25 protein-coding genes are annotated in these 24230 nt (G+C 46.8%); 17 read left to right on the forward strand and 8 right to left on the reverse strand.

Annotated features, from left to right (window positions below):
• Positions 1–12: 12 nt before the first annotated feature.
• Genes ACRJJO_RS05080 through ACRJJO_RS05090 form a run of 3 tightly spaced genes read right to left on the reverse strand, consistent with a single transcriptional unit; the run spans position 13 to position 6732 of the window.
• A complete protein-coding gene (locus ACRJJO_RS05080) occupies positions 13–3006 on the reverse strand; it encodes an anti-phage-associated DUF1156 domain-containing protein (RefSeq protein ID WP_431064811.1) in 2994 nt (997 codons plus the stop codon).
• Entirely contained in the window at positions 2975–3607 is a 633-nt protein-coding gene (locus ACRJJO_RS05085; protein ID WP_431064812.1) for a DUF3780 domain-containing protein, read from the reverse strand. The genes ACRJJO_RS05080 and ACRJJO_RS05085 overlap by 32 nt, the downstream gene beginning before the upstream one ends.
• Positions 3604–6732, reverse strand: coding sequence for a DUF499 domain-containing protein (locus tag ACRJJO_RS05090; RefSeq protein ID WP_431064813.1), 3129 nt, complete (start codon positions 6730–6732; stop codon positions 3604–3606). Before ACRJJO_RS05090 ends, ACRJJO_RS05085 begins: the two co-directional genes overlap by 4 nt.
• Positions 6733–7058: 326 nt before the next feature.
• Here ACRJJO_RS05090 and ACRJJO_RS05095 point away from each other — a divergent pair, with 326 nt between their 5' ends.
• From ACRJJO_RS05095 to ACRJJO_RS05155, 13 genes are all read left to right on the forward strand, one after another.
• Complete coding sequence (locus ACRJJO_RS05095) at positions 7059–7349, forward strand: transposase family protein (protein ID WP_431064814.1); 291 nt, start codon at positions 7059–7061, stop codon at positions 7347–7349.
• A complete protein-coding gene (locus tag ACRJJO_RS05100) occupies positions 7306–7845 on the forward strand; it encodes a transposase (protein WP_431064815.1) in 540 nt (179 codons plus the stop codon). Before ACRJJO_RS05095 ends, ACRJJO_RS05100 begins: the two co-directional genes overlap by 44 nt.
• Positions 7846–8302: 457 nt before the next feature.
• Positions 8303–8476 carry a hypothetical protein gene (locus tag ACRJJO_RS05105; RefSeq protein ID WP_431064816.1) on the forward strand — a complete coding sequence of 58 codons (174 nt, stop codon included), beginning with the start codon at positions 8303–8305 and terminating at the stop codon, positions 8474–8476.
• Entirely contained in the window at positions 8463–8627 is a 165-nt protein-coding gene (locus tag ACRJJO_RS05110) for a hypothetical protein (RefSeq protein ID WP_404361568.1), read from the forward strand. Before ACRJJO_RS05105 ends, ACRJJO_RS05110 begins: the two co-directional genes overlap by 14 nt.
• A gap of 161 nt (positions 8628–8788) precedes the next feature.
• A complete protein-coding gene (locus ACRJJO_RS05115; protein ID WP_431064817.1) occupies positions 8789–9016 on the forward strand; it encodes a DUF6794 domain-containing protein in 228 nt (75 codons plus the stop codon).
• Positions 9017–9712, forward strand: coding sequence for a retropepsin-like aspartic protease family protein (locus tag ACRJJO_RS05120; RefSeq protein WP_431064818.1), 696 nt, complete (start codon positions 9017–9019; stop codon positions 9710–9712).
• Positions 9713–10004: 292 nt separating this feature from the next.
• Positions 10005–11246 (forward strand): tyrosine-type recombinase/integrase, encoded by a 1242-nt coding sequence (locus tag ACRJJO_RS05125; RefSeq protein ID WP_431064819.1) that lies wholly within the window; start codon positions 10005–10007, stop codon positions 11244–11246.
• Positions 11243–12220: a tyrosine-type recombinase/integrase gene (locus ACRJJO_RS05130; RefSeq protein ID WP_431064820.1), complete on the forward strand. Its 978-nt coding sequence runs from the start codon at positions 11243–11245 to the stop codon at positions 12218–12220. Before ACRJJO_RS05125 ends, ACRJJO_RS05130 begins: the two co-directional genes overlap by 4 nt.
• Positions 12213–13229, forward strand: coding sequence for a tyrosine-type recombinase/integrase (locus ACRJJO_RS05135; RefSeq protein ID WP_431064821.1), 1017 nt, complete (start codon positions 12213–12215; stop codon positions 13227–13229). Before ACRJJO_RS05130 ends, ACRJJO_RS05135 begins: the two co-directional genes overlap by 8 nt.
• Before the next feature lie 330 nt (positions 13230–13559).
• Complete coding sequence (locus ACRJJO_RS05140) at positions 13560–13775, forward strand: hypothetical protein (protein ID WP_431064822.1); 216 nt, start codon at positions 13560–13562, stop codon at positions 13773–13775.
• A 66-nt stretch (positions 13776–13841) separates the two neighbouring features.
• A complete protein-coding gene (locus ACRJJO_RS05145) occupies positions 13842–14462 on the forward strand; it encodes a hypothetical protein (RefSeq protein WP_431064823.1) in 621 nt (206 codons plus the stop codon).
• A 5-nt stretch (positions 14463–14467) separates the two neighbouring features.
• Positions 14468–15535 carry a helix-turn-helix domain-containing protein gene (locus ACRJJO_RS05150; protein ID WP_431064824.1) on the forward strand — a complete coding sequence of 356 codons (1068 nt, stop codon included), beginning with the start codon at positions 14468–14470 and terminating at the stop codon, positions 15533–15535.
• Between the two features lie 71 nt (positions 15536–15606).
• A complete protein-coding gene (locus ACRJJO_RS05155) occupies positions 15607–15867 on the forward strand; it encodes a hypothetical protein (protein WP_431064825.1) in 261 nt (86 codons plus the stop codon).
• A gap of 1101 nt (positions 15868–16968) precedes the next feature.
• Here the strand turns inward: ACRJJO_RS05155 and ACRJJO_RS05160 are convergent.
• The 4 genes from ACRJJO_RS05160 to ACRJJO_RS05175 all read right to left on the reverse strand — a co-directional run bounded on the left by ACRJJO_RS05160 (position 16969) and on the right by ACRJJO_RS05175 (position 20035).
• Positions 16969–17259 (reverse strand): hypothetical protein, encoded by a 291-nt coding sequence (locus tag ACRJJO_RS05160; RefSeq protein WP_431064826.1) that lies wholly within the window; start codon positions 17257–17259, stop codon positions 16969–16971.
• 269 nt (positions 17260–17528) lie between these two features.
• Positions 17529–18428 (reverse strand): ParB/RepB/Spo0J family partition protein, encoded by a 900-nt coding sequence (locus tag ACRJJO_RS05165; RefSeq protein ID WP_431064827.1) that lies wholly within the window; start codon positions 18426–18428, stop codon positions 17529–17531.
• Between the two features lie 12 nt (positions 18429–18440).
• Positions 18441–19229 (reverse strand): ParA family protein, encoded by a 789-nt coding sequence (locus ACRJJO_RS05170; protein WP_431064828.1) that lies wholly within the window; start codon positions 19227–19229, stop codon positions 18441–18443.
• 470 nt (positions 19230–19699) lie between these two features.
• On the reverse strand, positions 19700–20035 hold the full coding sequence (locus ACRJJO_RS05175) for a Fic family protein (RefSeq protein WP_431064829.1): 336 nt from the start codon (positions 20033–20035) through the stop codon (positions 19700–19702).
• 421 nt (positions 20036–20456) lie between these two features.
• Here ACRJJO_RS05175 and ACRJJO_RS05180 point away from each other — a divergent pair, with 421 nt between their 5' ends.
• The 4 genes from ACRJJO_RS05180 to ACRJJO_RS05195 all read left to right on the forward strand — a co-directional run bounded on the left by ACRJJO_RS05180 (position 20457) and on the right by ACRJJO_RS05195 (position 23354).
• Positions 20457–21152, forward strand: a complete 696-nt coding sequence (locus tag ACRJJO_RS05180) for a hypothetical protein (protein ID WP_431064830.1) — start codon at positions 20457–20459, stop codon at positions 21150–21152.
• Positions 21153–21243: 91 nt separating this feature from the next.
• Positions 21244–21759 (forward strand): hypothetical protein, encoded by a 516-nt coding sequence (locus tag ACRJJO_RS05185; RefSeq protein ID WP_431064831.1) that lies wholly within the window; start codon positions 21244–21246, stop codon positions 21757–21759.
• Positions 21760–21786: 27 nt separating this feature from the next.
• Positions 21787–22572, forward strand: a complete 786-nt coding sequence (locus ACRJJO_RS05190) for an SMODS domain-containing nucleotidyltransferase (RefSeq protein ID WP_431064832.1) — start codon at positions 21787–21789, stop codon at positions 22570–22572.
• Entirely contained in the window at positions 22569–23354 is a 786-nt protein-coding gene (locus ACRJJO_RS05195; protein ID WP_431064833.1) for a hypothetical protein, read from the forward strand. The genes ACRJJO_RS05190 and ACRJJO_RS05195 overlap by 4 nt, the downstream gene beginning before the upstream one ends.
• Before the next feature lie 500 nt (positions 23355–23854).
• Here ACRJJO_RS05195 and ACRJJO_RS05200 read toward each other — a convergent pair whose 3' ends face one another.
• The gene (locus tag ACRJJO_RS05200; protein ID WP_431064834.1) at positions 23855–24145 is read right to left on the reverse strand and encodes a hypothetical protein; all 291 of its coding nucleotides are present in this window, start codon (positions 24143–24145) and stop codon (positions 23855–23857) included.
• Positions 24146–24230 lie beyond the last annotated feature (85 nt).

The raw sequence follows: 24230 nt of genomic DNA on the forward strand, positions 1-24230 counted from the left end.
ATGCTCCAATAATTATGCGTGGTAGTTCTCTATGGCCCCAGCCAGGGTTTGCGCCGCTTCTGCGTCGGTTTCCCAGTGCGGCATATGATCGATATGGGCAAGACGATTCAAATAACGCAATATTTCAATGATTTTCTTACGGTTGCCCCAGAAGTCAGACACTTCTGCAACCAGATAATTTACGCCTTCTCTGGCGTTTTCTTTCGTAACGGTTTCATGTAAGGCAAACAATACATGGCGCATCAACGATCCAGCAAAGTTATCCCCGCCTAAATTGGCTCGCTTGAATTCCGTGCCGGTTTTAAAACGTACCTCATTGGCTTTGGTTTTGGCAAACATAAAAGTGTATTCACGCACACCAAAGCCTTTTGCCAGTTCTTGATAAGCACCAGAGCGCAATTCACCGTGTTTTTCCAATCCCAGGCCTTTTAAATACAAGCGTTCAGCTGCCGCCAAGCCTTTCCAATGAAATTCATCAAAACCCACGGGGATTAGATGATTACAGGCAATCTCTACAGCCTGATCAATGAGTTTCTCGAATTCAGATTTTTGATTTTTCTGCTTATCACGATACAGCTCATTTTCAATATTAATCCCCTCAATAGAAGCGAACTGGGTCATCACCCGCAAGGCTGCTGCATAAGCAGCCAATTGATAGTCGGTGTCGCCAAAATTAGGTTGTTCTTGATCATCCAATGCCAACATATCGTCGAGTTGAGCGCGGACTTCATCCTCGATCATATTGGGTAACTCATCAGGGAAAACCACGTCATCATTGGTTCGCTTACGAAGTACGAGTAATACTGTACCTTGTACGTAATTTCCTTTTTTAAGACCCGTAGAAGTTTCTGTAGCAATAGTCCACGCTGAACTGACATGAAGTCCGGCAGCCCATAAAATCATGCCCAAATCGGCCCAAACTGCTGGATCTTGATGGGTAAATTGCACCATTTGCAACCCGTTATCAGGAATATGCCGACATAAGCTCGAATAGATTTCAACCATAGCTTTTTTAAAGTCATGACTGTTCCCTTTGACAGCTAAAGCGCTACGAATGGTGGGACTCCATTCAGGAAAAGTTCGCTCAATGCCTTGTTCATACCAAGCTAAAAAATAATTACCAAGTTCATGGTAATTAATGGCATCTGCATAAGGTGGGTCAGTAATCCAGAGGTCCATCCAATTTGAAGTTTCGCGAGCATCTAACGTGAAAATTGAACTTTTGCTATGTAAGCTGTATGGAGTGTATTCAGAAGACGAAAGCCATGTCCCTTTAATTTTTTGAAGAGGTCTAACGGAAAAATTATAAAGTGTATTTAAAGCATGATTAACAAAGGTTTGATTTCCTTTTAAGTTGCTTGCATGTTGCATCCATGCACATAGCCTTGAGTTCCAATCAGCGTATTTTGCAATTCCAAGATAACTGGCCACGGCAATATTTTTATCTTCATTGAGTGATAGTTCTTGGAGCAGTCCACCTATTAACAACTGACGCGGTGTAAACAAATGATGCCAATAGCTCCACCCCCTTGTTCTTATCGGCTCCTCTGTTTTATCCCCACCACGTTCAATTTCACGATTGGGAATAAATCCCTTGTATTGCCAATCGAAAAAACGCTCCTGCAATAATTGCAAAACTTTGCGCTCTCGCAAAAAATCATCTTCTGCTGCTGCACAGTAATGTTTACGAATTTTTTGAACGGCTTCACCTTGAGGATTTGTTGTCCAATAAGTTTCTGCCCACCGTATACAATACAAACGTTCTTGGAAAACGTCTTCTTGCCTTGGCACTAAGTCTTGCTTTTCCCACAACCTTAATCCGTAAATTGTCTTTCCCTTGATAGATTTATCGCCCCGGATGGCTGAAATAGCAAAGCTTTCACCTGTTTCCGGGCAAACCATACGTCCTTTTTGGATAGTACCTTGCTGGGCTTTAGCAAAAACATCCTCATTGGCATTTACAATCACGTCAATATCGTAACGTTTATTGGCATGATTGGGCCTTAACACAGCACAAATATTATCTTTCTCAGAAATAACCCAACTGGGAGCAAGAGGTAATAAATAACCAGTAGCTGGGCAAATCGCTTCGACACAATATAGATATGCATCTGCACGCCAACCCTTATCATTATGCTCAATACCCCAATCAGTAATTTGTTTGTCGGCAGCATCAAATGCAGCTTGTTGAGATGCCTGAATTTTTTCTTGGACTTCTTTGCCACCACCAATTAGATGGATACTTGCCCAAGTGAGTAAGGTTGCGGCAGGATTGAGATCAGAACCGTATGCCTCGCAGCCTATACGAGCAGCTTCAAATGGAATCGAACCACCACCACAAAAGGCATCTCCCACTTTTGGAGTATGACCAAATCGAAAATGACCGAGCTGATCAACAAGTTGTTGAAGGTTGTTTGCCGTGGTGTCTAAATGAGCATTTATATCTTGCCAAGAGGAATCACTCGGCCCTTCGGTTTGTTCAGGGCGATCACAATATTCCAATTTTCCGTCGTAACTCAAGTGATCAAAATAGCGCCGGGTCACTTCATCTTTTAATTTGGGGTCCAAATCCGCTATCCACCTTACCCCACCGCGAGTATTTTCTTCAAAAAACAGCTCAGCTTCACTTTTGGGCAGCCATTCATAAAGCGTTTTTGCCGAAATAGCCTTTGTGCGGCGTTGCCAGAGACCTTCAGCATCCATGGTGAGAATTTTTAGGAAAATCTCTCGATCTTTTTGTGGGTCGTCGCTAGCTGGCATTAACATGCCTAAGATAGATGCGCGTATTAAGATAAGTGGTTTACGCCCCCACCATTTTCCTAAGCCAGTCAATGTCTGACCCAGATTGGCTTTTCGTTCCTTGTATGACTCTTTTGAAATTAGTGAAACCGGAAACTGGGTTTCAATAAACGTTTTATTGTTGGATGGCATAGGATTAGTTTTTATTAAAATATTATTCAGAAATGACGCTAGACTAGATTTTTCCTGGCATAAGCGACAGTTCAAATTCTGCGCGTCTATTGCGCAACACACCTTCCATCACCGGATTTTCAGTTAATGCAAAACGTACGGCTTTACGCCAACCTTTGTTGCGGCCTTTCGTGGCATGGCCGGTGGCCGCATTGGTCATGGTGTATAGCCACCAACGTTCTTCCGGTACTAAACCTAACCAGTTATGCACAGCGGTGACAGCCAGCTCCGGGTCTGCATCTTCCAAAGCCCAAGCCAATAATGTCAGTTCTTTGCCCAAGGTTCTATCAATGGGTATTTGGCCTTTTTTCAGCCACCGCCCAGTTTTAACGCCCAAATTCCGCAAGCGACGGTTGAACTCCGCCTTGACATGCTCTTCGATTTGTTCCCATGTGTAACGATTCAAAACTGCTTTTAACTGGGCATCAATGTCGTTAAAGGTGGGGTTTATTTCTTCACCTTTCTCAGGTTTAATCCAGTGAAAATGTTCCGATATAAGTACCTTGGCATCTTTGGCCTTTGAACTGGGCACTGTCACAATAAAGCAGTGATCGGTTTGCTCAGGATCGAAACCAAAACCCAAGGGTTGAGGCTTTTTGGCTTGTCCTCGGGTATTTTCAGGCTGAGCACCGGTCATTGACGCACTTCGCCAGGTTGTAACTGGCGACCGATTTCCGCCAACCAATCGATTAATTGCTGGCCACGCTGGAACTTCACTTCCTCAATACTGATACTGACTTGGCTACCTTTCATTACACCTTGGAGTTTTTCAAGTATGGATTTAATGTTTTCGCCGCTGTATTTTGCGGAGCCTTCGGCACTGTAATTAATAGAGGCGGTTTCATCGTTGGCAAACACATCAATGATAAGCCCTTGCGCCGTACCCTCAAACTTTATTAAACGATCAATAAAGTCAAACGCCGCTTTGGCCGATAGACTTCGTAGATTCCGCGTGTTCCAAGTCAAAGGCTTTGTGGGTTCAATAATGATCTTTTGCTCTCGATATTGATCCATATCGATCTTTTCGAGTCGTGATCGGATGCCGTCTTTGCTGGCAATCGCCTGCACATAACGACAGGACGTAGCAACTTCAAACTCCCCTTCGTAAAGAGCGCCTATAGTGCCAGGGTCTGAGCCATCGGTGGTGTAACGGATTTCTGCACCACAAGGGACGGCTTCTAGCTCAACCAACCAGTCGTCGCCTTGTTGGATGACTTCATGCTTTAGCTGTAGTGTATTTTCCCAAACATATACACTCCCTAGATCATGCTCACTACGACTATCAATGCATAAAAACGATACGCGCATGTCACTGGTGCTGAAACGTGAATAGCCACCTTCGGTTTCTGCAACATCTAATGAAGCGTTGCTGGGACAAACATCGCCGATCTCATAGAGCACTTTATCACCATTGACTGGCGTGATCTTGAGATTGGCTTCACCGGTGTCCGTATTGCGGCTCAGTACCTGAACGTTAACCTGAGTTTCAGGTTTGGGTGGTTCTCTATTAATAATGCCGCCATCATCGACCCAGACAGTCATGTCTAGCATCTTGGATTTAAGGGCATCGAGCGCTTTGGGATCATGGAAGTTCCATTCCGTATTTGTGGCGGCCGCTCTTAGCACTTCATTCCAATGCGATTTTTGTTGATTGCGAAACAATCGCGCTTCAACTTTTTTGCGAAATGTGTCGCTGCTGACATCTGTAGTGAATTTGCCTTTCTGCCCCAACGTGTCCCGAATCAGCTTTTCACCATCGAATTGATTGTTTTCAAAGTGAATTCGGTAATCGGTCACGCGCAGTGCATTTTCTCTGCCGGGATAAACCAGAGTGGTAAAGGTTTCTTGTAGAGCACTGCGCAGGCTCAGTGTGATTTTGTCCTTGGAATTTTCGGCATCACGGTATTGTTGATCACTGCTAGCCATGCGTTCCGCATTAAATTCAGCAATGATATCGGTGATGGCTTTGTATTGTCTAGTTTGTTCAAGCAATCGGCCCATGCTGCGATGACTACCTGTTAAGAACATCACCCGATTTTTAAAGTCTGCACTGTCAAAGAACTTCTGCCATTCTTCGCTGAGTTTGCTGTTTTGCACAGGATTGGTTGCTGGCTGGGTGATGATCAAGTTTACCCGATCCATTTTTAGTTCAACTTCGTCTAATGAAGGAAGAACGCGCATGTCTTGATAGCAATCACGACTGTGGGGTGTAAATAATCCAGCCAAATAGTTCCGTAACTCTTTTAAGCAACTTTCTTCATTATAGGAGTTGGCTTGACTATGTAATTTGGCCGCCAGATTTTGGATGTTCTTAAAAAATAAACGGCCATCAACACTCCGATGTAAGTACCAGGCTTGAGTTGGCAAATAATCAATGACATTCTTTTTGATGGCGGAAATATCTCGTCCAGGCGCACATAAGAAGCTGACGATGTCGCTGTCTCGTAAGCCATGCGTTGCACCAGGTATCGCAGCCAATGAAGCGACCAATATCAGTTTGGCAACGTCTTGAGCATCGTCAGTGGTGCCTAAGCGGATATCCAACTCTTCCGCTATCGAGTGCCCATCTTTTGCGATGTCGTGGGTAATGGCTTCTGTCAAAGAAGGGTTAATTGCCCGAATTTCTGACTGAATTTCTTCGTTGTTGAGATTAAAGTCATAGGGATGAATCAATTTAACTTGGTCGGCTCTGATCACACCTTTATTATTGGCGGTGTAAATGTCGGCAACAATGACCCGCATCAGACGGATTAAGCCGCGCGTTTGCTGGAAACCGGGGTTTTCTTTAAACCTTGCGTATAGGTCGCGGATAGAAAAATGAAAGGGATAGGATTCTGTTAGCTGTGCCGCGAAAGATTCCGGTGAGGCATTGGTAATATCCATTTGCTTGGCTTTGCGCACTGCTTCTGCGTAGTCTTGAGCGATTTCTCGCACGGTATCTTCATTGGCAACTTCCGAAAATAAACGGGTGCGCAAAATATGGTACAGCTCGTCACCTTGAGGATTAACCGGCTCTAACCGTAACGATGAACGGTTGGCTTCATTGGCAAGGTTATCTAAAGCTTGGTTGAGTTCGTTTGAGCCGTCTTCGTAGGTTGCCCGAAGATCAGAGATCACCACGCAAACATTGGATAGCTCTGGGCGGTCAACCGCCACCATCAAATTTGATAAAGCGGTATTGGTGACATGCGCCAAAGTCGTTTCGCCAATTTCCTTGGCTTTAGCATTGGCAAAATAGGGCGGTAGCTCATCGAGGAAGATGATGGTTGGCTCGCCTTTAAGCAGGTTTATCCATGCTGTTGTTCCAGGAGCGCTTAGCGGTGCATAAAGGTCGCGGAACACTTCCTTTTTGCCCAATTGTTCGGCTAATTCCCCCCAGATACCGAATGCTGCGTCTGATTCTCGACCGTTGAAACCAATCACTCGGATTGCACCAAGGCGAGAATCGTGACAATCAGCTCCCAAAACCTTGTTGCGTAACTCTGGGTTTTTCGCCAATAACCCAAGCGCAATCATGTTATGGGTTTTACCGCCCCCCATAGCCTGACTGAGAAGGAACGTACTTGCTTGATTGCTGCGTCCTGCCAAACGTTCGAAGACCTTATCGAGCAGAATTTGCATGCCCGATGTAATGAAGTTCTCGTCGAAGAATTGTTCGCCGTTTATGCGGCCTTTGAGCAAATCATCAATGTTTAAAACAACATCTCTACGAGAGCGGTCAAAAACACTTTGGCGAGGTTTGCAGGCTTGATTGAGATTCATTTTTATTCCATTTCATTGTTATTTTATCAAAGACGAAGCTTTTATATGCAATCGAGTAATACTAATTTTTATACTAAACAAACACCCGCTAAAGCAGGTGAGTTCGAATAACGGACTGAAAGTCCGGATACGTGTCGACTCAACGAGGCGTCTTAATCGGGTTCCATCTTAAAATTGTCGTTTGGATTCGGTTCAAAATGGATGCTCCAAATAATGTTGGCTCTTCCGAATTTCCCGTGGTGGTCACAACATATAGTATGCCAGAAGACCGAAACCGGAGCCTCCTGTAAAATACCGGAATGACACTACTACTTCTTTGAATACCGATGAGTCAACCGCAGATACAAATACCGCTGGATTTACCCAATGTTCGAGTCGAAAACTACCAACAAACCGATAAAGGCTTAGTCATCACAGTCGTTAGCACCTGTACTAAGGCGGTGTGTTGCCAATGCGGCCGAACGATCGACAAATTTCACGGTTACGGCAAAGCCATTACGTTACGGCATTTGCCTATCTTTGATCGTCCGGTTTGGATTCGTATTAAGCCGAAGCGTTTTCAATACCCCTACTGTGACAAAGGGCCGACACACGTCCCAGCGCTGCGAGTGGTATGAATCCAAAAGCCCGCATACTAAAGCCTATAAAAATTGGATTCTACGCGAGTTGGTTAATAGCACGCTCAGTGACGTCAACCTGAAACAGGATCTGAATGTCGAGTGTATTGAGGGCATCCTGGATCGTCATATTCGACGGCAAGTGGACTGGTCAGCAGTACCCCGCTTGGAGTTGCTCGGCACTGATGAAATTGCCTTGAATAAAGGGCATAAGGATTTTGTTGTCATCGTGTCCGGGCTGACGGCGCAGCGTGAAAAGTATATCTTAGCCGTGTTACCGGATCGCAAAAAAGAGACGGTCAAGGCCTTTTTAAAAACGCTGCCGCCTCGGCAATGCCAAAGCATTCGCCAAGTCTGCATCGACATGAACGAAGGCTATAGCAATGCGGTACTTGAAACCCTGCCCAAGGCTCAGGTTGTGGTTGATCGCTTCCATGTCGCCAAACATTATCGTGACTGTGCCGATAAAGCGCGCAAAATCAAATCGCTGTTGTAGTTGTAGCAGGTTGTCTCGGCGTGGCCCTTGGTGAACTTTAAAAACTCAAGAAACTCTTTTTGGATTTTCTTGAACTTCAATTCAATCGAATTAGCCATCTCTACTCCATCCGCTCGTTCGAAACCTGTTGGCGGTTTTCGGCGGCTTTCCGGTCGTTTCGGCCGGAAACAGAATTTACTAAAATTACTATTTTGTAGCATTAGACTTAAAATACCAAAACGTAAAATTCCTGGTTTCATGCAAAAAACCTATTAGGGAACACGAAAACACACAAAACCAAGTCGCAGCAAACCTAAATTTACCTAAGCGAATGTTTTAGTAACTTTTATACGTAATCCCCCAAGTATTAACACCTATACTCATTCAAAATGACAAAAACTGACTCTTTCGCTATTATGGTTTTGGGATTAAATAAGCGTTAGATCTAACAGGATTGTGTTAGTGCTAACGGATCATTTTGGCGTTATGCACATGGCTACTTCGAATCGAGAACGACAAAACCGGTTATACCGATGTCATCAGCGAAGCTTTAAAGCGCTTGGAAATCGAAATGACGCCGGCCGGCGCCAAAAGCATGATGCGCTATGGCCTTCTCTATCTAAACAACGAGGGTAAAAATGAACGACGATAAGCGCGAAGTGATAGTCACCGACATCCAGATGCCTTTCATGTCGATGGTCTTTTTCATGGTCAAATGGGCGATTGCCTCGATACCGGCAATTATCATTCTGGTCTTCATCGGCTCTTTTGTTTCAACATTTTTCGCCGCGTTGATACGTTGATCCAGTTATCCACAAAATCTGTGGATAACCTTGTCATTAACTCGTCATATTCGCTTTGCACACCTTTAGCCTCAAGGGGTTTAGAATTTTGACTAAAATTTGGACAAGCTTGTTTGGGCACATACTTACCCCCCCCTGATACGGTGGCGGAGGCTGTTGAAATGCTTCTGGGGTTATTGAGCGTCGAAGAAAAGTTCGAGATTGCGGTGATGCCGAAGGATAAACTATTCGATTTACACTTCGGGCTTGGTTTGGCGATCCGGAATGCGTTTAGATTGCATGAGCCTGGGAACAAATTACAGGCGTCGTGCGGCACGTCTCACTCGGAGGATGCTTCCTGGGTGATAATTAGCGCATTATGGCGAGCGTTACAAACATGGGAACCGTAAATGGGACTACAGGATCGAGACTATTACAGGGAAAAATATCATAATCAGAAGCCACCCAAAAAAGGTGGAGGAAGCCTGAAATACCTGGTTATCCCTACGCTTATGCTGGCCACGCTTTGGTACGGCGCCGACGCTTTGTTGAAATATCAAGCCGAAGAGAGAATCAAAGCCACCCTTCCCATTGAGCCGATAACCGGCGGCGTCGTACTGAAAACGGACCGGCAAGGGCATTTCAGGGGCGTTGCTCTGATCAATGATGTTCCCATGCCTTTTATGATCGACACTGGAGCGACCATAACCACGATCCCGGAAAAAATGGCGGTCGCCGCTGGGTTGCCTTTCGGTCGTTCAATCCAAACAAACACGGCTGGCGGAAAGATCTATGACCGTGAAACGCGGATAAATAGCCTGAGAATCGGCAATGCCGAAATCAGAAATCTCGACGCTCATATCAACGATCATATAGATCAAGCCCTGATTGGGATGAACACTCTGAAGCATTTCAGTATGACGCAAAATGGGGATACTTTGACGCTCTCGGCCAACAATCAAATCTCAGACAGGTTGCCTATCGAGCCGGCCGTCAACTTTGATAGCATTTCGGCACAACAGCCTGTGAGAAGTCCGCAGAAAATCATCAAAAGACTGATCTGCGACGAAAACCAGAATTGTAAAACGACTTACAGCGACCGATGAGGTTGACGCTTTTATGTTCGCTGAAAAGAAAATTCGAGTGATCGGCAATCGGGCCAGGGAGCTGCAGAATTTCAGCGATTATTTGTTTTTGGCGAAACCGGAACAGTGAATGAGCCAATTTGGTAGACTGTTTCCGACCCCTATGTGTAGTTGCAAACTATGTGTAGCTTGTTGATCTTTATTGCCTGAGAGGCCGAGCGCGACTGGGTTTGAGCCGAGATGCTTTATTCTTAGCTTGACATAGTTTTGCCTGTTTCCTGAAGTGGAATCTCACCCACCTCAGGAGATAATAATGTACGTTGACCATCACACCGCTAGTTGGCTACTGGATAGCACACTGGCACCCCACGTTGATGCATTCATGCTGCATCTGTTTGATTGCCGCTATGCATCCAATACCATCGATAACTACCTTGCCGGACTGACGCATTTTGCTCACTGGCTCACCGAGAGCCATATTGATGTCAAAACCATCGACGAAAGGCTAATCCAGCTTTTTTTGGATGAGCATTTGCCAAGCTGTTGCTGCGAGAAACCGGCATTCGCTGATGCCAAAGATTTACATGCGGCACTGGGACATTTACTGAGAATCCTGCGCGCCCATGCCATCATCGCCGATCCATCGATAGGCCAAACGCCGGTCGATGAGGAACTTCGACGATTCAATGACCACATGAACCATGTGCGTGGACTCGCTACCAGAACACGTAAACACTATCTTGCTGTCGTTCGCAGTTTGTTATTGACGCAGTTTGCCGATCGCGACGTGGTGATTGCTGCAATCAAACCCAACCAGATACGCCAGTTCATAGCTAGCCAAAGTACGCGATGTCATAAAACGGTTAGTATCGGTGCTACGGTTTCGGCATTACGCAGTTATTTTCGCTATCGCGCCACCCTGGGCGATGCAGTTCATCATTTGATCGGCGTCACCAGTTTTCCGGCCAACTGGCAACAAGCATCGCTACCGAAAACGCTGACTAAACATGAAGTCGAACGCTTGCTAGCTGCGCTTGAGTGCGACGGGCCAGCGGCACTCAGAACGGCGGCCATCGTGCATTGCGCATTGGATCTGGGCTTGCGCAGTAGTGAGATCGCCTATCTTGGCCTGGATGACATCGATTGGCCGGGTTCGACGATTACACTACGTGGCACCAAGGGGCGGCGTGAAGCTGTCATGCCCTTACCAGCCGCCACGGGTCAAGCGATTGCCGATTACCTGAAGTATGAACGACCACCCACCAGCAATCGTGCGGTGTTCGTGCGTAACATAGCGCCACGCGATCAGCCCGTTGGCCCTGATTTGATCCGAAAGTCGATTCGCCAGGCTTATGCCAGAGCAGGACTACCCTATACACGGTCGCACCTTCTGCGGCATACCATGGCTAGCAGACTCCTGGAGAGTGGCAGTTCTCTCAAAGAAGTCGCGGATGTTTTACGGCATCGCTCGCTCAATACCACGCTGGTGTATGCCAAACTCGACAGCCAGAACCTGGCAACGGTCGCCTTGCCTTGGCCTGAGGTTGTGTCATGAATACATCTATCACGATGACCACCCATGCCGAAAATTATTTGAGCGAACGGCGGCAACTAGGCTTTGGTTTACGCAACCCAGGCTATGCCGTACTCAGTTTTGCACGCTACATTGATGCCCTGAATAGCCAAGAACCGCTAACCGTCGAGATGATGGCAGACTGGGCACGGCAAGACCAGGGTCATAGCGATGATCCTGCCACATGGGCCAGGCGACTGAAGAATCTGCGTTCCTTTTGCCGCTACCTGCAACAATTTGAACCACGCACCGAGGTACCTGATGACAGCATCTTTGGCCGAGTCGGCCAGCGCTTGGCTCCGCATATTTATACTGAGCAGGAGATCATCGATTTGCTGGCCGCCGCGCATAACCTGGATTCCTTTATTCCAGGCTTGCGGGGTGCTACCTACGAGACATTGTTCGGGTTACTCGCGTCGACGGGGCTGCGAATTTCCGAAGCCTTGCATTTACTGGATTCTGATGTCGACTTAAAGACTGGCATGCTTGCCATACGGCAAACCAAGTTTGCCAAATCGCGCTATGTACCGCTTCATCCCAGTACGGTAGAGGCGCTTAAACAGTATCGGTCGCAACGCAACATCCATATCCCTGTCACGGATGATACGCCATTTTTTATCAGTACGCGGGGACGACTCCTCGGGCATAAACTGGATTCTCGGCAGGTTCATCGGGTGTTTATCCAATTACGTGAGCAATTGGGCTGGATCAATCGCGGTGCCCATCATGGTCCGCGCATTCACGACTTGCGCCATACGTTTGTCGTTCGCCGCATACTGCTATGGCAGGCACAAGGCATGGATGTCGACCGACAGATGCTGGCTTTATCCACTTATGTCGGGCATGCCATGGTCACCAATACTTACTGGTATATGACGGGTATTCCCGAGCTGATGGCCGTGGCAGCCAATCGGTTTGAAGCCTTTGCGCAGTTACCGGAGGTGTGTCATGACTGAAGCCACAGCACCCCATCCAGTCTCCTTCTCGGCTTTGGTCCAGCAGTTTTTTACCGAATATCTGGTCAATCAACGCGCCATGAGTCCGCGCACGATTGCCTCGTATCGGGATGCCATGCTGCTATTCCTGGATTTCACCCAGCATCGCCTGGGGAAAATGCCAACGGCAGTGAAACTGGCCGATATTACCCCGGATTTGATCCTGGCCTTCCTGGACCATTTGGAACTGCAACGCCACAACACCGTGCGTAGCCGGAACTTGAGGCTGACAGCCTTACGCGCATTTTTGAAATTCGCCGCCCGACGCGACGTATCGTCATTTTTCGTAATTGAACAGGCGCTGGGTATCCCCATGAAACGGTTCGAACGACCCATGCTGGGTTTTCTGAGCCGCGAGGAGATGTTAGCCATATTGGGCCAACCCGGTGAAACCTGGACATCCCAGCGCGACCATCTATTGTTGACTCTGCTTTACAACACCGGCGCGCGCGTTTCCGAAATCATTGGCGTCAAGGTTGGCGATGTCATCTTGAGTGAATCGGCCTGTGTCCACTTGCGTGGTAAGGGACGCAAGCAACGCTCGACACCTTTATGGAAAAGCACAGTTCAGGAAATCAGAGCTTGGCTAAAGCACAACCCGACGTTAAGCGTTGATTCCCCTCTGTTACCTAATCGAGATGGCCTAGCAATGTCACGATTTAACGTCACGCAGCGACTTAATCTCGCAGTCGAGCATGCAGCCCAAACAATGGGCAGTCTTTCCAAGCGAAAGATATCGCCTCACACCATCCGTCATACGACAGCCATGCATCTGTTGCAGTCTGGCGTGGCGTTTAACGTGATTGCCTTATGGCTGGGACATGAAAGTACCACCACAACCCATCGGTATGTTGAGGCCGACTTGGCGATGAAGAATAAAGCGCTGGAGAGACTCCAATCACCGGAAACTATAAATTGCCGCTTCCATCCTGATGACGATGCATTGATACAGTTTCTTCAGGCGCTGTAATTATGTGTAGTTGAGGTTCGCACCAAGCGACAGCTCTATTGGGCGGACCTCAACGGTAATACTGCATATACACATAGTTGGGTACTACACATAGGGGTCGCTATGTTAAGCTCAACATAGCGACCCGTTGCTGACGGTCAACCTCTTCCATTGAATGGCCGAAAATTGGTCCATACCTGCCGCCAATTATCGGTGGATTGTATGATATACATATTTCGTAGCCCCGATTAGCGAAGCGTAATCGGGAACTGTAGACCTCAACTTTCCATTGAACTGCAATGACCCACCGTTCGAATTGGCTCTTCTCATGCCATTTCTGGCGAATCCACCATGGGAAAAGATCGGAAAGTTGAGAACCCCGACAATGGCACCGCACTAGCAAAACTTGGTGTCGAAAGTGATAACCTGAAAAACGACTTCCTTCGAGTTGGCATCGCTTCATGGGAGGTGACGTATTTTATACACTCCGAGTCGAGCGATATCAAAGCAATCGATTCTACTTTCAGCAAGTTGGTCTTCAAACATGCCAAAGCGAGTTATCGCTAACCTGCTTGACATGTTGATTTTTCCTGCCACAATTTAGGCTTGAAAAATCAACATACGGTGATTTAAATGCTAAAAATTCTAAAAGTCGAGCACGAGGTCAAGAACCGCTTATTGTTGCTCGATTTAAACATAGGCCTGCTGGCCGAAGTCGCTATTAGAGCTATCTCCCAAAAGCGGAATGCGGTTTCCAACCACCCTGTCAATGCCCCTGGCACTTTTGCTTACCATGAAGGCGTGCGTTCCATGCGCGATCTTTTCGTCGATGGGGTTACGTGGAAGAGGTTGATCGAAAACGGAATTGAATACATCGAAAACCCGGATAAGAAATTACGGGTGATTTATCAAAATGTAGATTATGCCTGTAATGTTTCTCACGATCCGCAGCCGCTCACCAAGCGTGGCGGCTCGGCCAAGACTAAGGCTATCAGTTCCAATCAGGCCGACTTATTCGGTCGCGAATCTACCAATCCTAACGTTTGGGTGATTTGCGTGAGTGAAAGAAACGGCGTGGTTAACGCCGAGCTGTCTAAGCCGACTCAAATACTGGAAAACGGCGAGTTTTCGCAATTTATGGAGCGCATATTCATTTTGGAAAACTTCGACATGAACGGCCCGCGCCCAACAGAAGGATCGAGCGATTCCGAATCAGTTTATGACGACGACGTTAAAATCAGCTTTAAGGGTTAGAGTAGATGTTTAATCCGCAAAGGCTTTCTTTAGCCAGGAAACGCAGAAAGCACACCAAAAAATCGCTTGCGGAGGCTATTGGCGTTACGCCATTGACGCTAACCAGACTGGAAGCTGGCGAAAACCAGCCGGAAGAAGAAACAATTAACAAGTTATCTGCTGAATTGAAGTTCCCTGTGCCATTCTTTTTCGGGGATGATATTGAAGGCATTCACTGCGAAGGCGTTAGCTTTAGAAAGTTATCGACACTGACTATCAAGGACCGGGACGCCTCTTTGGCCAGCGGCGAGTTTGGTGTTATGTTCGCCGATTGGGTGGCGGAGCGTTTCAATCTGCCCGAATTGGATATTCCGGATTTAAGCGCCGATTACACGGCGGAAGGCGCAGCGTTGGCATTGAGAGAATATTGGGGTTTGGGTCAAATCCCGATCAACGATATTGTGAAGTTATTGGAATCGAAAGGCGTAAGGATATTGTCGCTCAAGGAAGATATTAAGACGGTCGACGCGTTTTCCTTTTGGCGCAATAAAACGCCTTATATTTTTCTCAATTCTTTTAAAACGGTTGAACGCAGCCGGTTCGATGCAGCTCACGAGCTTGGACATTTGGTCATGCACGTTGGCGGCCGATTGGATCATGGTAAAGCGATCGAGCGGGAAGCGGATACTTTTGCATCGTGTTTTTTAATGCCGGAAAGCGATATTAGGTCTGAGGTCTGCAGAAATCCGACAATCGAGTATTTGATCGAGAAAAAGGTTAGATGGAGGGTGTCTTTAGCGTCGCTGTGTTACCGGCTGAATAAATTGGGTATTTTGAGCGATTGGCAATATAGGAATTTTTGTATCGAAATCAATCTGCGGTTTAAAAACACCGAGCCGAATTCAGTCGGGACGATTTCGTCAACGTTATGGGAGATGATTTTTAGGGAGTTGTGGAGTAAAAAAATCACCAAGTCGACTATATCAAAAGAGCTGAATATTCCGCTAGACGAGCTGGAAAAGCTGGTGGTGTTTAGGGAAGATGCTCAAAAACGTAGTGAAAATAGAATAAGGAACTTAACCGCTATTAAGTAAAATGCCAATGGGTTTATTCGTGAAAAAAGCAGTCAATACCCTTTGTCTGAAAATTGAGGAAAACGGTAATAATGATTAACGAAGATCAATATAGAGAAGGGATTAAAATGTACTACGAATCCCATGGCAAATATAGCAATCCTTATCCGGTCGGCTCCCCGGAACATAATCAATTCGAGCGAGGCTGGACGCAATCCCTGAAACGGGACAATGGCCGTTTGGCTCAAAGTCAATATCAATCATCTCATAATCGAGATACATCATCAAAACTAACAAACCCTTCGGTTTCCTCTGAGTTGACTGCTGAACAGTATAGATCAAGGAAAGGCTGAGGTTTTGCCCAATTGTAAGGCCGTAGATGTGCTGAACAGCATGAAGCATCGTTCGGACTGGTGCGACCCACAGACTTCCCCACCTTACGCTGCTATCAGATGGACGGCTGCCGTTGCCCCTTTTACTCCGCCTGGCGGCTTTTGGCCGTTATGCAAAGCTTTGCATAACGGCCATTAAGTGAAGTTTCCTTTTATGTGCAGCGGTTTTGCGTAACCATGATGAAAGCTGGCTGTAAAGGCTCTATCTCGCTCGCAATCTTTGCATAATTTCCATGATTTAAAACAAGCTTTTAAATATACCAAAAAGGAGCAATATCAGCATTTATTCCAGTCGATGTCATCAGGCGTATCGAATGCTCACTTTTTATCGACATGACGGATAAATTCCGCATGATTGTTTCCCTGTTGCGAACTATTTTTAGTAGAAAAAGCTATCTGTAGTGCTGAGGGTTGGTTTCTGAATTGAACAACAGAAAATCGCTCCCTGAAGTTTGCAAAAATTATGACCAGCTTTTTATCTGATGGCCTTGCTCAATCCGCTTAATTCCTGATGTCAGCTATTCGAAACTAAGAAACTGTGCATAAAAGGAAACTTCACATAATGGCCGAAATCCGAAACTCAACGCACAGAACCCGCAAATCGTCTGGTCCGGCTTAAAAGCCTACCTCCCTGTACGCTTTTAAACTCGGCCCTCCCGAATTGCTCACGCCCTCTAGCCGGAAGCACCCGAGCATAAGCCATCCATGGCCGTGCGGCACACACATCCATGTGAGTGCCGCCCCACCATTCGGAGGCACTGTTCAACACCCTCGGTACTTGACCGCCTGACCGCCGGAAGCCTGATTTCACTGAATCCGCCACTCGTTTGGCCAAGCGCAATACGTCCCTGTATTGCCCCAATGGCCAAACGAATGGCTCAGTCTTTCCTTTTCCGAACGTGCGCGGGAATTAGCCCTCCATGGCCTAGCGGCGAAGACATCCCTGTCATCGCCGCCCGAAGTCTTGACGCTCTGTTTATCGCTCGCCGGTGTCCAAAACGTCGCTATCCCTGCGCGTCCTGCTATCCCGATAGCGCACGTCCTTGTGCTTTCATGCGTTTTTTAGCGGATGTCGATTGAACCGGTTGTCGCCACCGAATCCCTGCCGATCGCTTGCGTGTTGGTCAATGTGTTTTTCGAGGCATTGATGACCGTGGACTTTTGGATTCTGGAACCGACCACGTTGATTGAGCCGGTGCTGGCGGCACTGTTGCGGCCAATCGCCTGAGTATTAGTCAACGTGTTTTTGGACGCGTTGATCAATGTGGATTTTTCGATTTTGGAGCCTTCGGCCATGGCTGTGCCGGCGACGATTGACATTAATACGACTGCTGCGAAAGATACTGTTTTCATGGCGGTTTCCCCTTGGTTTTTGTTGGTATGGTTCGTTCAAGCGGTGCGTTGAACTTGGGTACAGTATCCCGATTTCCGGAGGAAAAGGCGGTGATCGAGTCACGCCGCTTGTGTGATTTATTCACCGTCGGCGAAGGGTGAGGGTATTTTTTGTTGAATTTGCTAATCGATTGGATGTCGTCGGCGCTTGCCTTCGGTAACTTGGAGGGGAGTGGTGGTAAAAAGTGTCGCAAGTTGCGACACTTTTTCATAGTGTTTTGGGAAAATCCTCACTCTTCACCTTGAATCAGGTCTTCGAGGAAATCCTTCAGCTTCTGCTCTTGTTCGGCGTTCAAGACGCTTGCATTCAGCTTTACGGTGATGTGCTTTTCGGTCCTGGCGATATTGCCGACCTTCTTGCCGTCCCTGATCAAGTTATGCGCGTCCTGGATGTGACTATCTCTGATTTCGTGACCCTTGAGCTTGCGCGCGACATAGGCCGCGATCTTGGTTTGGTCCAGGTCGCTGCTCAATAGCAAATCCCACGCTTCCGCCAAATAATCGTTGACAGCCGGATGATCCTTGTTCTCGTTCAAAAGCCGCTTGATGTCATTGGCCGCCGATCTCGACAATAAACGCGGATTCTTGTTAAGGTCCTCTATAATAAATGCGGGTAGGTCGTCATAAGCGTAATAGCGGTACATATCCTGGCGGTTAAGCCCTAGCGACTCTGCCAGCTTTTTCTTGGTCGGAAAGGCTTTTTCGACTTGCTTCAGGGCGATGCCGATTTCGTAATCGCTCAGATCCTCACGGTCGATATTTTCTGCCAGCGCGAATACCGCCATATCGCTATCGGATATCTCCATGACCACTGCATCGATATGGCGCCGCTCGATTTGCTTATGTGCCCGCCAGCGGCGCTCGCCGGCGGCGATTTGATAGCCATCTCCGGTTTTCCTGAGCAAGATTGGCTCCAGCAAACCGACTTCGGCGATCGACTGGGCCAATTTGTCTAATTCGTCTTGCGGGAAAATACGGCGGGGCTGGTACGGGTTCGGCTCGATCTTTCCGACCAGAACCGAGACCAATTCCCGGCCTTGATCAAAATTGACGGACTGTTCCGCCGAGGCATGACGCTGCGTGTTTTCCTGCAGCTTTTTCTCCAGCATTTTTTTAATGTCTTTAGCCACTGAGCCGGTTCCTTATACAAGATTGAGTTGTTTGGCGATCACGTCGGCCAGCCGTTTGAACTCGCGCGAGACTTTGCAGGTTCGGTCTATGTCATGAACGCTCGTTTGCGCTATCGCGGATTGATTTACCTTAGTGCTGGTCGATATGCGAACATCGATGAGTTTGCCGATTTGCTCCTTGGCCGAAGCTTCGATCAGTTTGCAAACCGTTTGCCGTGCGTCGTGTCGGATCAATAAAGCGCCGATCAATTCCAACTCGGGATTGATGCGCCTGATTTTTTCGACTAGCCTTATTAAATCAGTAACGCCATACATCCCGTACTGAGAACCGGACTCGATCGGAATAATTAAATGCGTGGCGGCGGCCAATGCGTTACTTGTGAGTAGTTTCAGGCTGGGCGGGCAATCGATCAGGATAACGTCGTAAATGCCGTGAAGGTGGTTTATTTTTTCGCGCAGCTCTTCGGAGGGCCGTGGGGCTTCATCCTTCAATTCGTCTTCGGCTTTGCCGAGATTGAGCGAGCCGTAGATCAGAGAAACGCCTTCGATGTTAGTGTCATCGTAGATCGATTGCGGCAGTTTCTCGACCTCCGACAACAGCAATTCCGCGCAGGTAACCGGAACTTCGCTCGGGTGTTTTTTGCCGATGTGCAGGCTGGCGTTGGCCTGCGGGTCGAGATCGATCACCAGTACGGAAAGATCCATTTTCGCCAGCTCGGACGCCAGATTGACGACCGTCGTGGTTTTGCCGCACCCGCCCTTGTGATTTGCGACAGCGATTACTTTGGTTTTACTTGTCATTTGTGTTCGATTTTGTTTCGTTTTGTGTCCAGTATAAAGCTTATCGATCGCAATGCAACTAGTGTTTTGCGCCGATAAGTGGCTTATTGATCGAATAAATGCCTGAATTGTCGCCTTATCGAACTTGTATTGATTTTTTATCGCGTTCGCTACTGTGTGTGATAGGAAAGAATCCGTATTCATTACCTACGGAAAAGTGTCGCAAGTTGCGACACATTTTTTTAAACGAGAAACCAATAAAAGAACGACACACTGAGCTTAGTCCAAGGCATTAGTAAAAGCCTCGGTATTTTTGCGAGATATTGGCCGAGTGTTTGCCCCTCTATGTCTATCTTAGCGTTCATGAAGGCTTGGCAATCGTATTAGGAAATGAAAGTTGGCGACGTTTTGCCGCCAATCATTGGCTGAGTTGCTCTGTTTCTTTCGCAACAATTGGACATAAATCATTTGTGTGATTTATATCATTTTTATCAAATACCCTGTAATAACTGTTGCCCTTTAGCGGTCGTCTGATAGCGCTGCATGGGACTTTTGGGTTTCTCGGGAATCGTCCGCGCTAACAGATCTTCTTTCAGCAGATAATCCAGATAATTGCGCTGAAAGGTCTCGCGGTGCTTAATCCCTGAAATGTCTTGTATTTCGCTGCTTTTTTTCGGTGTCCGGCACGCTGTCAGCACGTTGAGGATCCAGGCATCAACTTGTCCGGTGACTTGTCCGGTAGCTTGTCCGGCATTCGATAATACGGTCGATAAGCCTGATTCGGGCACGGCAATGGCAATTCGGAAAATATCGGCTTCCACTAACACCGGTGCTTTGCCGCCATAGGCTTTGCTGTACTTGAGCAGATTACGTACGCCCGAGCCCAGTTCATCGGCCCGGCCGTTCGACTTTATTTTTTTAATGTCAGCTGAGTGACTTATTTCGGCCGCTCGATGCGCGTACTTTGTGGTATTATTCTGATCCGTTTATCATGCATAAAATGTTGGATATACTGTTTAGAAACCCTAGCTTTGAAGATTTATTCATGATTAAGGGCTGTGATAAAGCGTATGTTAGCCAGACCTGGATAATATCTTGATGGCTCCGCTTCGCGGAGCCATCGGGTCGAATAAGGAGCGCAAACTTGATAAACTCATTGCTACTATTAACCCATCGCCATCAATCGAATCAAGACAGACGCTGACGCGCTCCTTATTCGACCCGTTAAGGCCAGAAAAGGACCACTAGATGTCAACTGTCACGGGAAGCGTAAATCTAAAAACTGGACCGGCTAAGGTCGAGATGAAACTTCGGCAGCGAAGCGCTTTTGCTGTGCAACATATAATGGCCGCCGCTCGCTTCTCGCGTATGTGCGGAGAAATAGAAAGTGCATACGAAGACCAGCCGCTGGGCAACTTCTTTGATACTCAAATTGGCGCAGTCTCAGCTACAGTAATGCTTGCAACTGCCTCAATCGAATCCAACATAAACGAATATCTTTGTGAGCCTGAGCAGGTATTTCCAAACTTGTCTGGAGAGTCGCCTCATTCGCTTGTTCGACTTCTTGAACAAAAATCGATTCTTGAAAAATATCAAGCAGTATTGTCGTTTCGCGGGGTTGCTGAATACCCTGCTGGTGAATCGCCATATCAAGATGTCGATGCACTTATTAAGCTGCGTAATGCACTGGTACATTTCAAACCTGAATGGCACGATGAGCAGGAATTGCATCGTAAGATAGAAGGCCGATTGAAAGGGCGGTTTGAAATCAATCCTGCTATTGGAGGAAACGGTGTGTTTTTTCCCCAGCAGTGTATGAGCTACGGCTGCACTAGATGGGCTGTAAATACTTCCCTAACCTTTATGAAAGATTTTAGTAAACGATCTGGCTTGCCTTATCGTTTCGAGAAGTTTTCTTCACATATCAACCCGGAGGTTGCGTGATGGTCTTAACCAGTAGCTCCACCGGACAAAATACTCGCTACGCTCGCATTTTTCCGGTGAGCTAAGCGTTATGTGCTCAGGGAGTTCAACATTGGAACAATTTGAAAGAGCAAAGAGATATCTATCGCGTGTCGAGGAGCTTTATGAAGGTGTATTCTCATCCTCAAGCCATGACAAGGATGCCTATGACGACGATGTTATTTCTTTCTTCATTCATTGCTATCACATCAGGGACTGGATTATTCACCTGAACACATTGACCATAACTGCAAAGCAAATTGATGGCTATATAGATCGGCATAAAGCTCTGAAGGTGTGTGCCGACCTGGCCAATGGTTCCAAGCACTGCAAACTCACACGCTCCCTGCGCACTGAACGTCAACCGCAAATTGCGGGGAAAGAACGGCGTACGTCGACTTGGATTACTGGCAGTGGAGGTGGTGAAGTCATGAAGTGTAAATATACCATAGTAATCAACACAGAAATCCTTGATGCACTTGATTTGGCAAGAGAGTGTGTTGAGTTATGGAAATCCTTCATCGACCAATTGAAAGCACATAACAAATCAATACAGCAGGACACCAGCGGGGCTGGCGCCTCTGCTTGAGGCGTTAGAAATCATAAGGAGCAATGAATGACCGTAAATACGCACCTCGTAGATTTGGCAAGTGATCTTGTCTTATCTTATATCGAGAAAACAAGCATTACGACATCTATTAATACGCTATCACTGCGGCTTGATTCGTATTTTGGTAATGGAATAAAAGGACATTTTCAATTCGGTTCAAATTCTCGAGGTACAATTTTGCCTCGCAAGGCTGATAGTAACTCTGACATTGATTACATGGTAGTTTTTGATACATCCGATGGGCAGAAAAAACCACAAACATACCTTGATCGACTTAAAAGATTTGCTGAAAAAAAGTACTCGACTTCTGAAATATCTCAATCCAGCCCAACAATAGTACTGTCGTTAAACCATATTAAATTTGAACTCGTGCCCGCTATAAACAACTATGGCTATCAGATTCCATCACCTGCATCATCATGGTCAGAGTGGATGTCAACAGATCCATCAGCAGCAAACAAAGCAATAATGGACAAAAATGCTGCTGAGAATTATCAAATTAAACCATTGGTTCGGTTAATAAAGTATTGGAATGCAAAACAGGGGCATCCATTTGCTTCTTTTGATATCGAGCAATACATAGTGAACAAATACTACTGGTCATGCGTATCATTGAAAGATTATTTTTATGCGTTCTGGGAAGGTATTAGCTGTACGGATGATACTGCTCAGTACATTAAGGACAAAGTAGAAAGAGCCAAAAAATACGCCGCGACAGCTAAACAGTATGAAGCAGACAACATGCCAGCATCGGCTGAATTAGAAATAAAAAAGATTGTACCATTATTATGAGCACGGAAAATATCAATAGAATTGATGAGGTTTCACGATATTATAGCCCCGCAGCTAAGCTAGTGCTTATCGGGGCAAGCCTTTTTTGGATAAATGCATCGCTTTCTTTAAGTATTCTTTTCTCAGAAATATTGCCCTCATTATTACAGAGCTTAATTCCGTCAGTGTTCATTGCGTCTGTTTTGATTCAGTTTGTAGTTTCTCAAATAAATAGATTTTACTTAATTCCAAAAGCTGAAAGAATTAGAAGGGAGCAAATGCTCTCAGATGCATTTGGGGCGCATCTTTCGCATGATAAAACTTCACTGTATTACAACAATGATTATTCGCCATCAGTAAAGCGACTTGGTGCAAATACAATGGAGAATTCACTGTTTAGCTCTGAAGTGGCTGCAAAAATGCTAGTCTCGAAGAGATTATTGGTAGGTATTTATCTTGTTGTCTGGGTGCTGGTATTTTCTTCGCGAGATATTGATCTAGATGTAATTATATGGATAACACAAATAGTTTTTTCGGGTGAAATCATTGTCCAATGGTTGAATCTGGAGGTTTTGCGCTTTCGTCAAGAACGCACGTATGAAAAACTACATGCCCACTTTCTCCATGATATTGGTGATGATTCACAAAGAGCTATCGCCACAATTTTGGATTCTTTTGTCGCATATGAGGTTGCAAAATCATCGGCCTCTTATCTGCTTTCAACAAAAGTATTTAACGAACTCAATCCTGAGCTTACAAAAAAATGGGAACAGGTGCGTAGTGAGTTGAAAATGAATTTCTAACAATCGCATGCAGTCGGACAAAATTGCTGCGCTACGCTTGCAATTTTTCCGCAAATCGACCTGTCCGGCTTAAAAGCCTACCTCCCTGTACGCTTTTAAACTCGGCCCACCCGAATTGCTCACGCCCCCGAGCATTAGCCATCCCTGGCCGCGCGGCACACACGTCCGTGTGAGTGCCGCCCCACCGTACGGAGGCACAGTTCAACGCCCCCGGTACTTGACAGCCTGACCGCCGGGAGCCTGGCCGCGTCAAATCCGCCACTCGTTTGGCCAAGCGCAATACGTCCCTGTATTGCCCCAATGGCCAAACGAATGGCTCAGTCTTTCCTTTTCCGAACGTGCGCGGGAATTAGCCCTCCATGGCCTAGCGGCGAAGACATCCCTGTCATCGCCGCCCGAAGTCTTGACGCTCTGTTTATTGCTCGCCGGTACCCAAGCGTCGCTTTCCCTGCGCGTCCTGCTGTCCCAGTAGCGCACGTCCTTGTGCTTTCATGCGTTTCTTAGCGGATGTCGATCGAACCGGTTGTCGCCACCGAATTCCTGCCTATCGCTTGCGTGTTGGTCAATGTGTTTTTCGAGGCATTGATCAGGGTCGATTTCTCGACTTTCGATCCGACGACGCTGATCGAGCCGGTGCTGGCGGCGCTGTTGCGGCCAATCGCCTGAGTATTGGTCAACGTGTTTTTGGATGCGTTGATCAATGTGGATTTTTCGATTTTGGAGCCTTCGGCCATGGCTGTGCCGGCGACGATTGACATTAAAACGACTGCTGCGAAAGATACTGTTTTCATGATGGTTTCCCCTTGGTTTTTGTTGGTTTGGTTCGTTCAAGCGTTTCGTTGAACTTGGGTACAGTATCCCGATTTCCGGAAGAAA

Origin of the sequence: Methylotuvimicrobium sp., assembly GCF_050611805.1 — a bacterium.
In the GTDB taxonomy this organism is placed as follows: Bacteria; Pseudomonadota; Gammaproteobacteria; order Methylococcales; family Methylomonadaceae; genus Methylotuvimicrobium.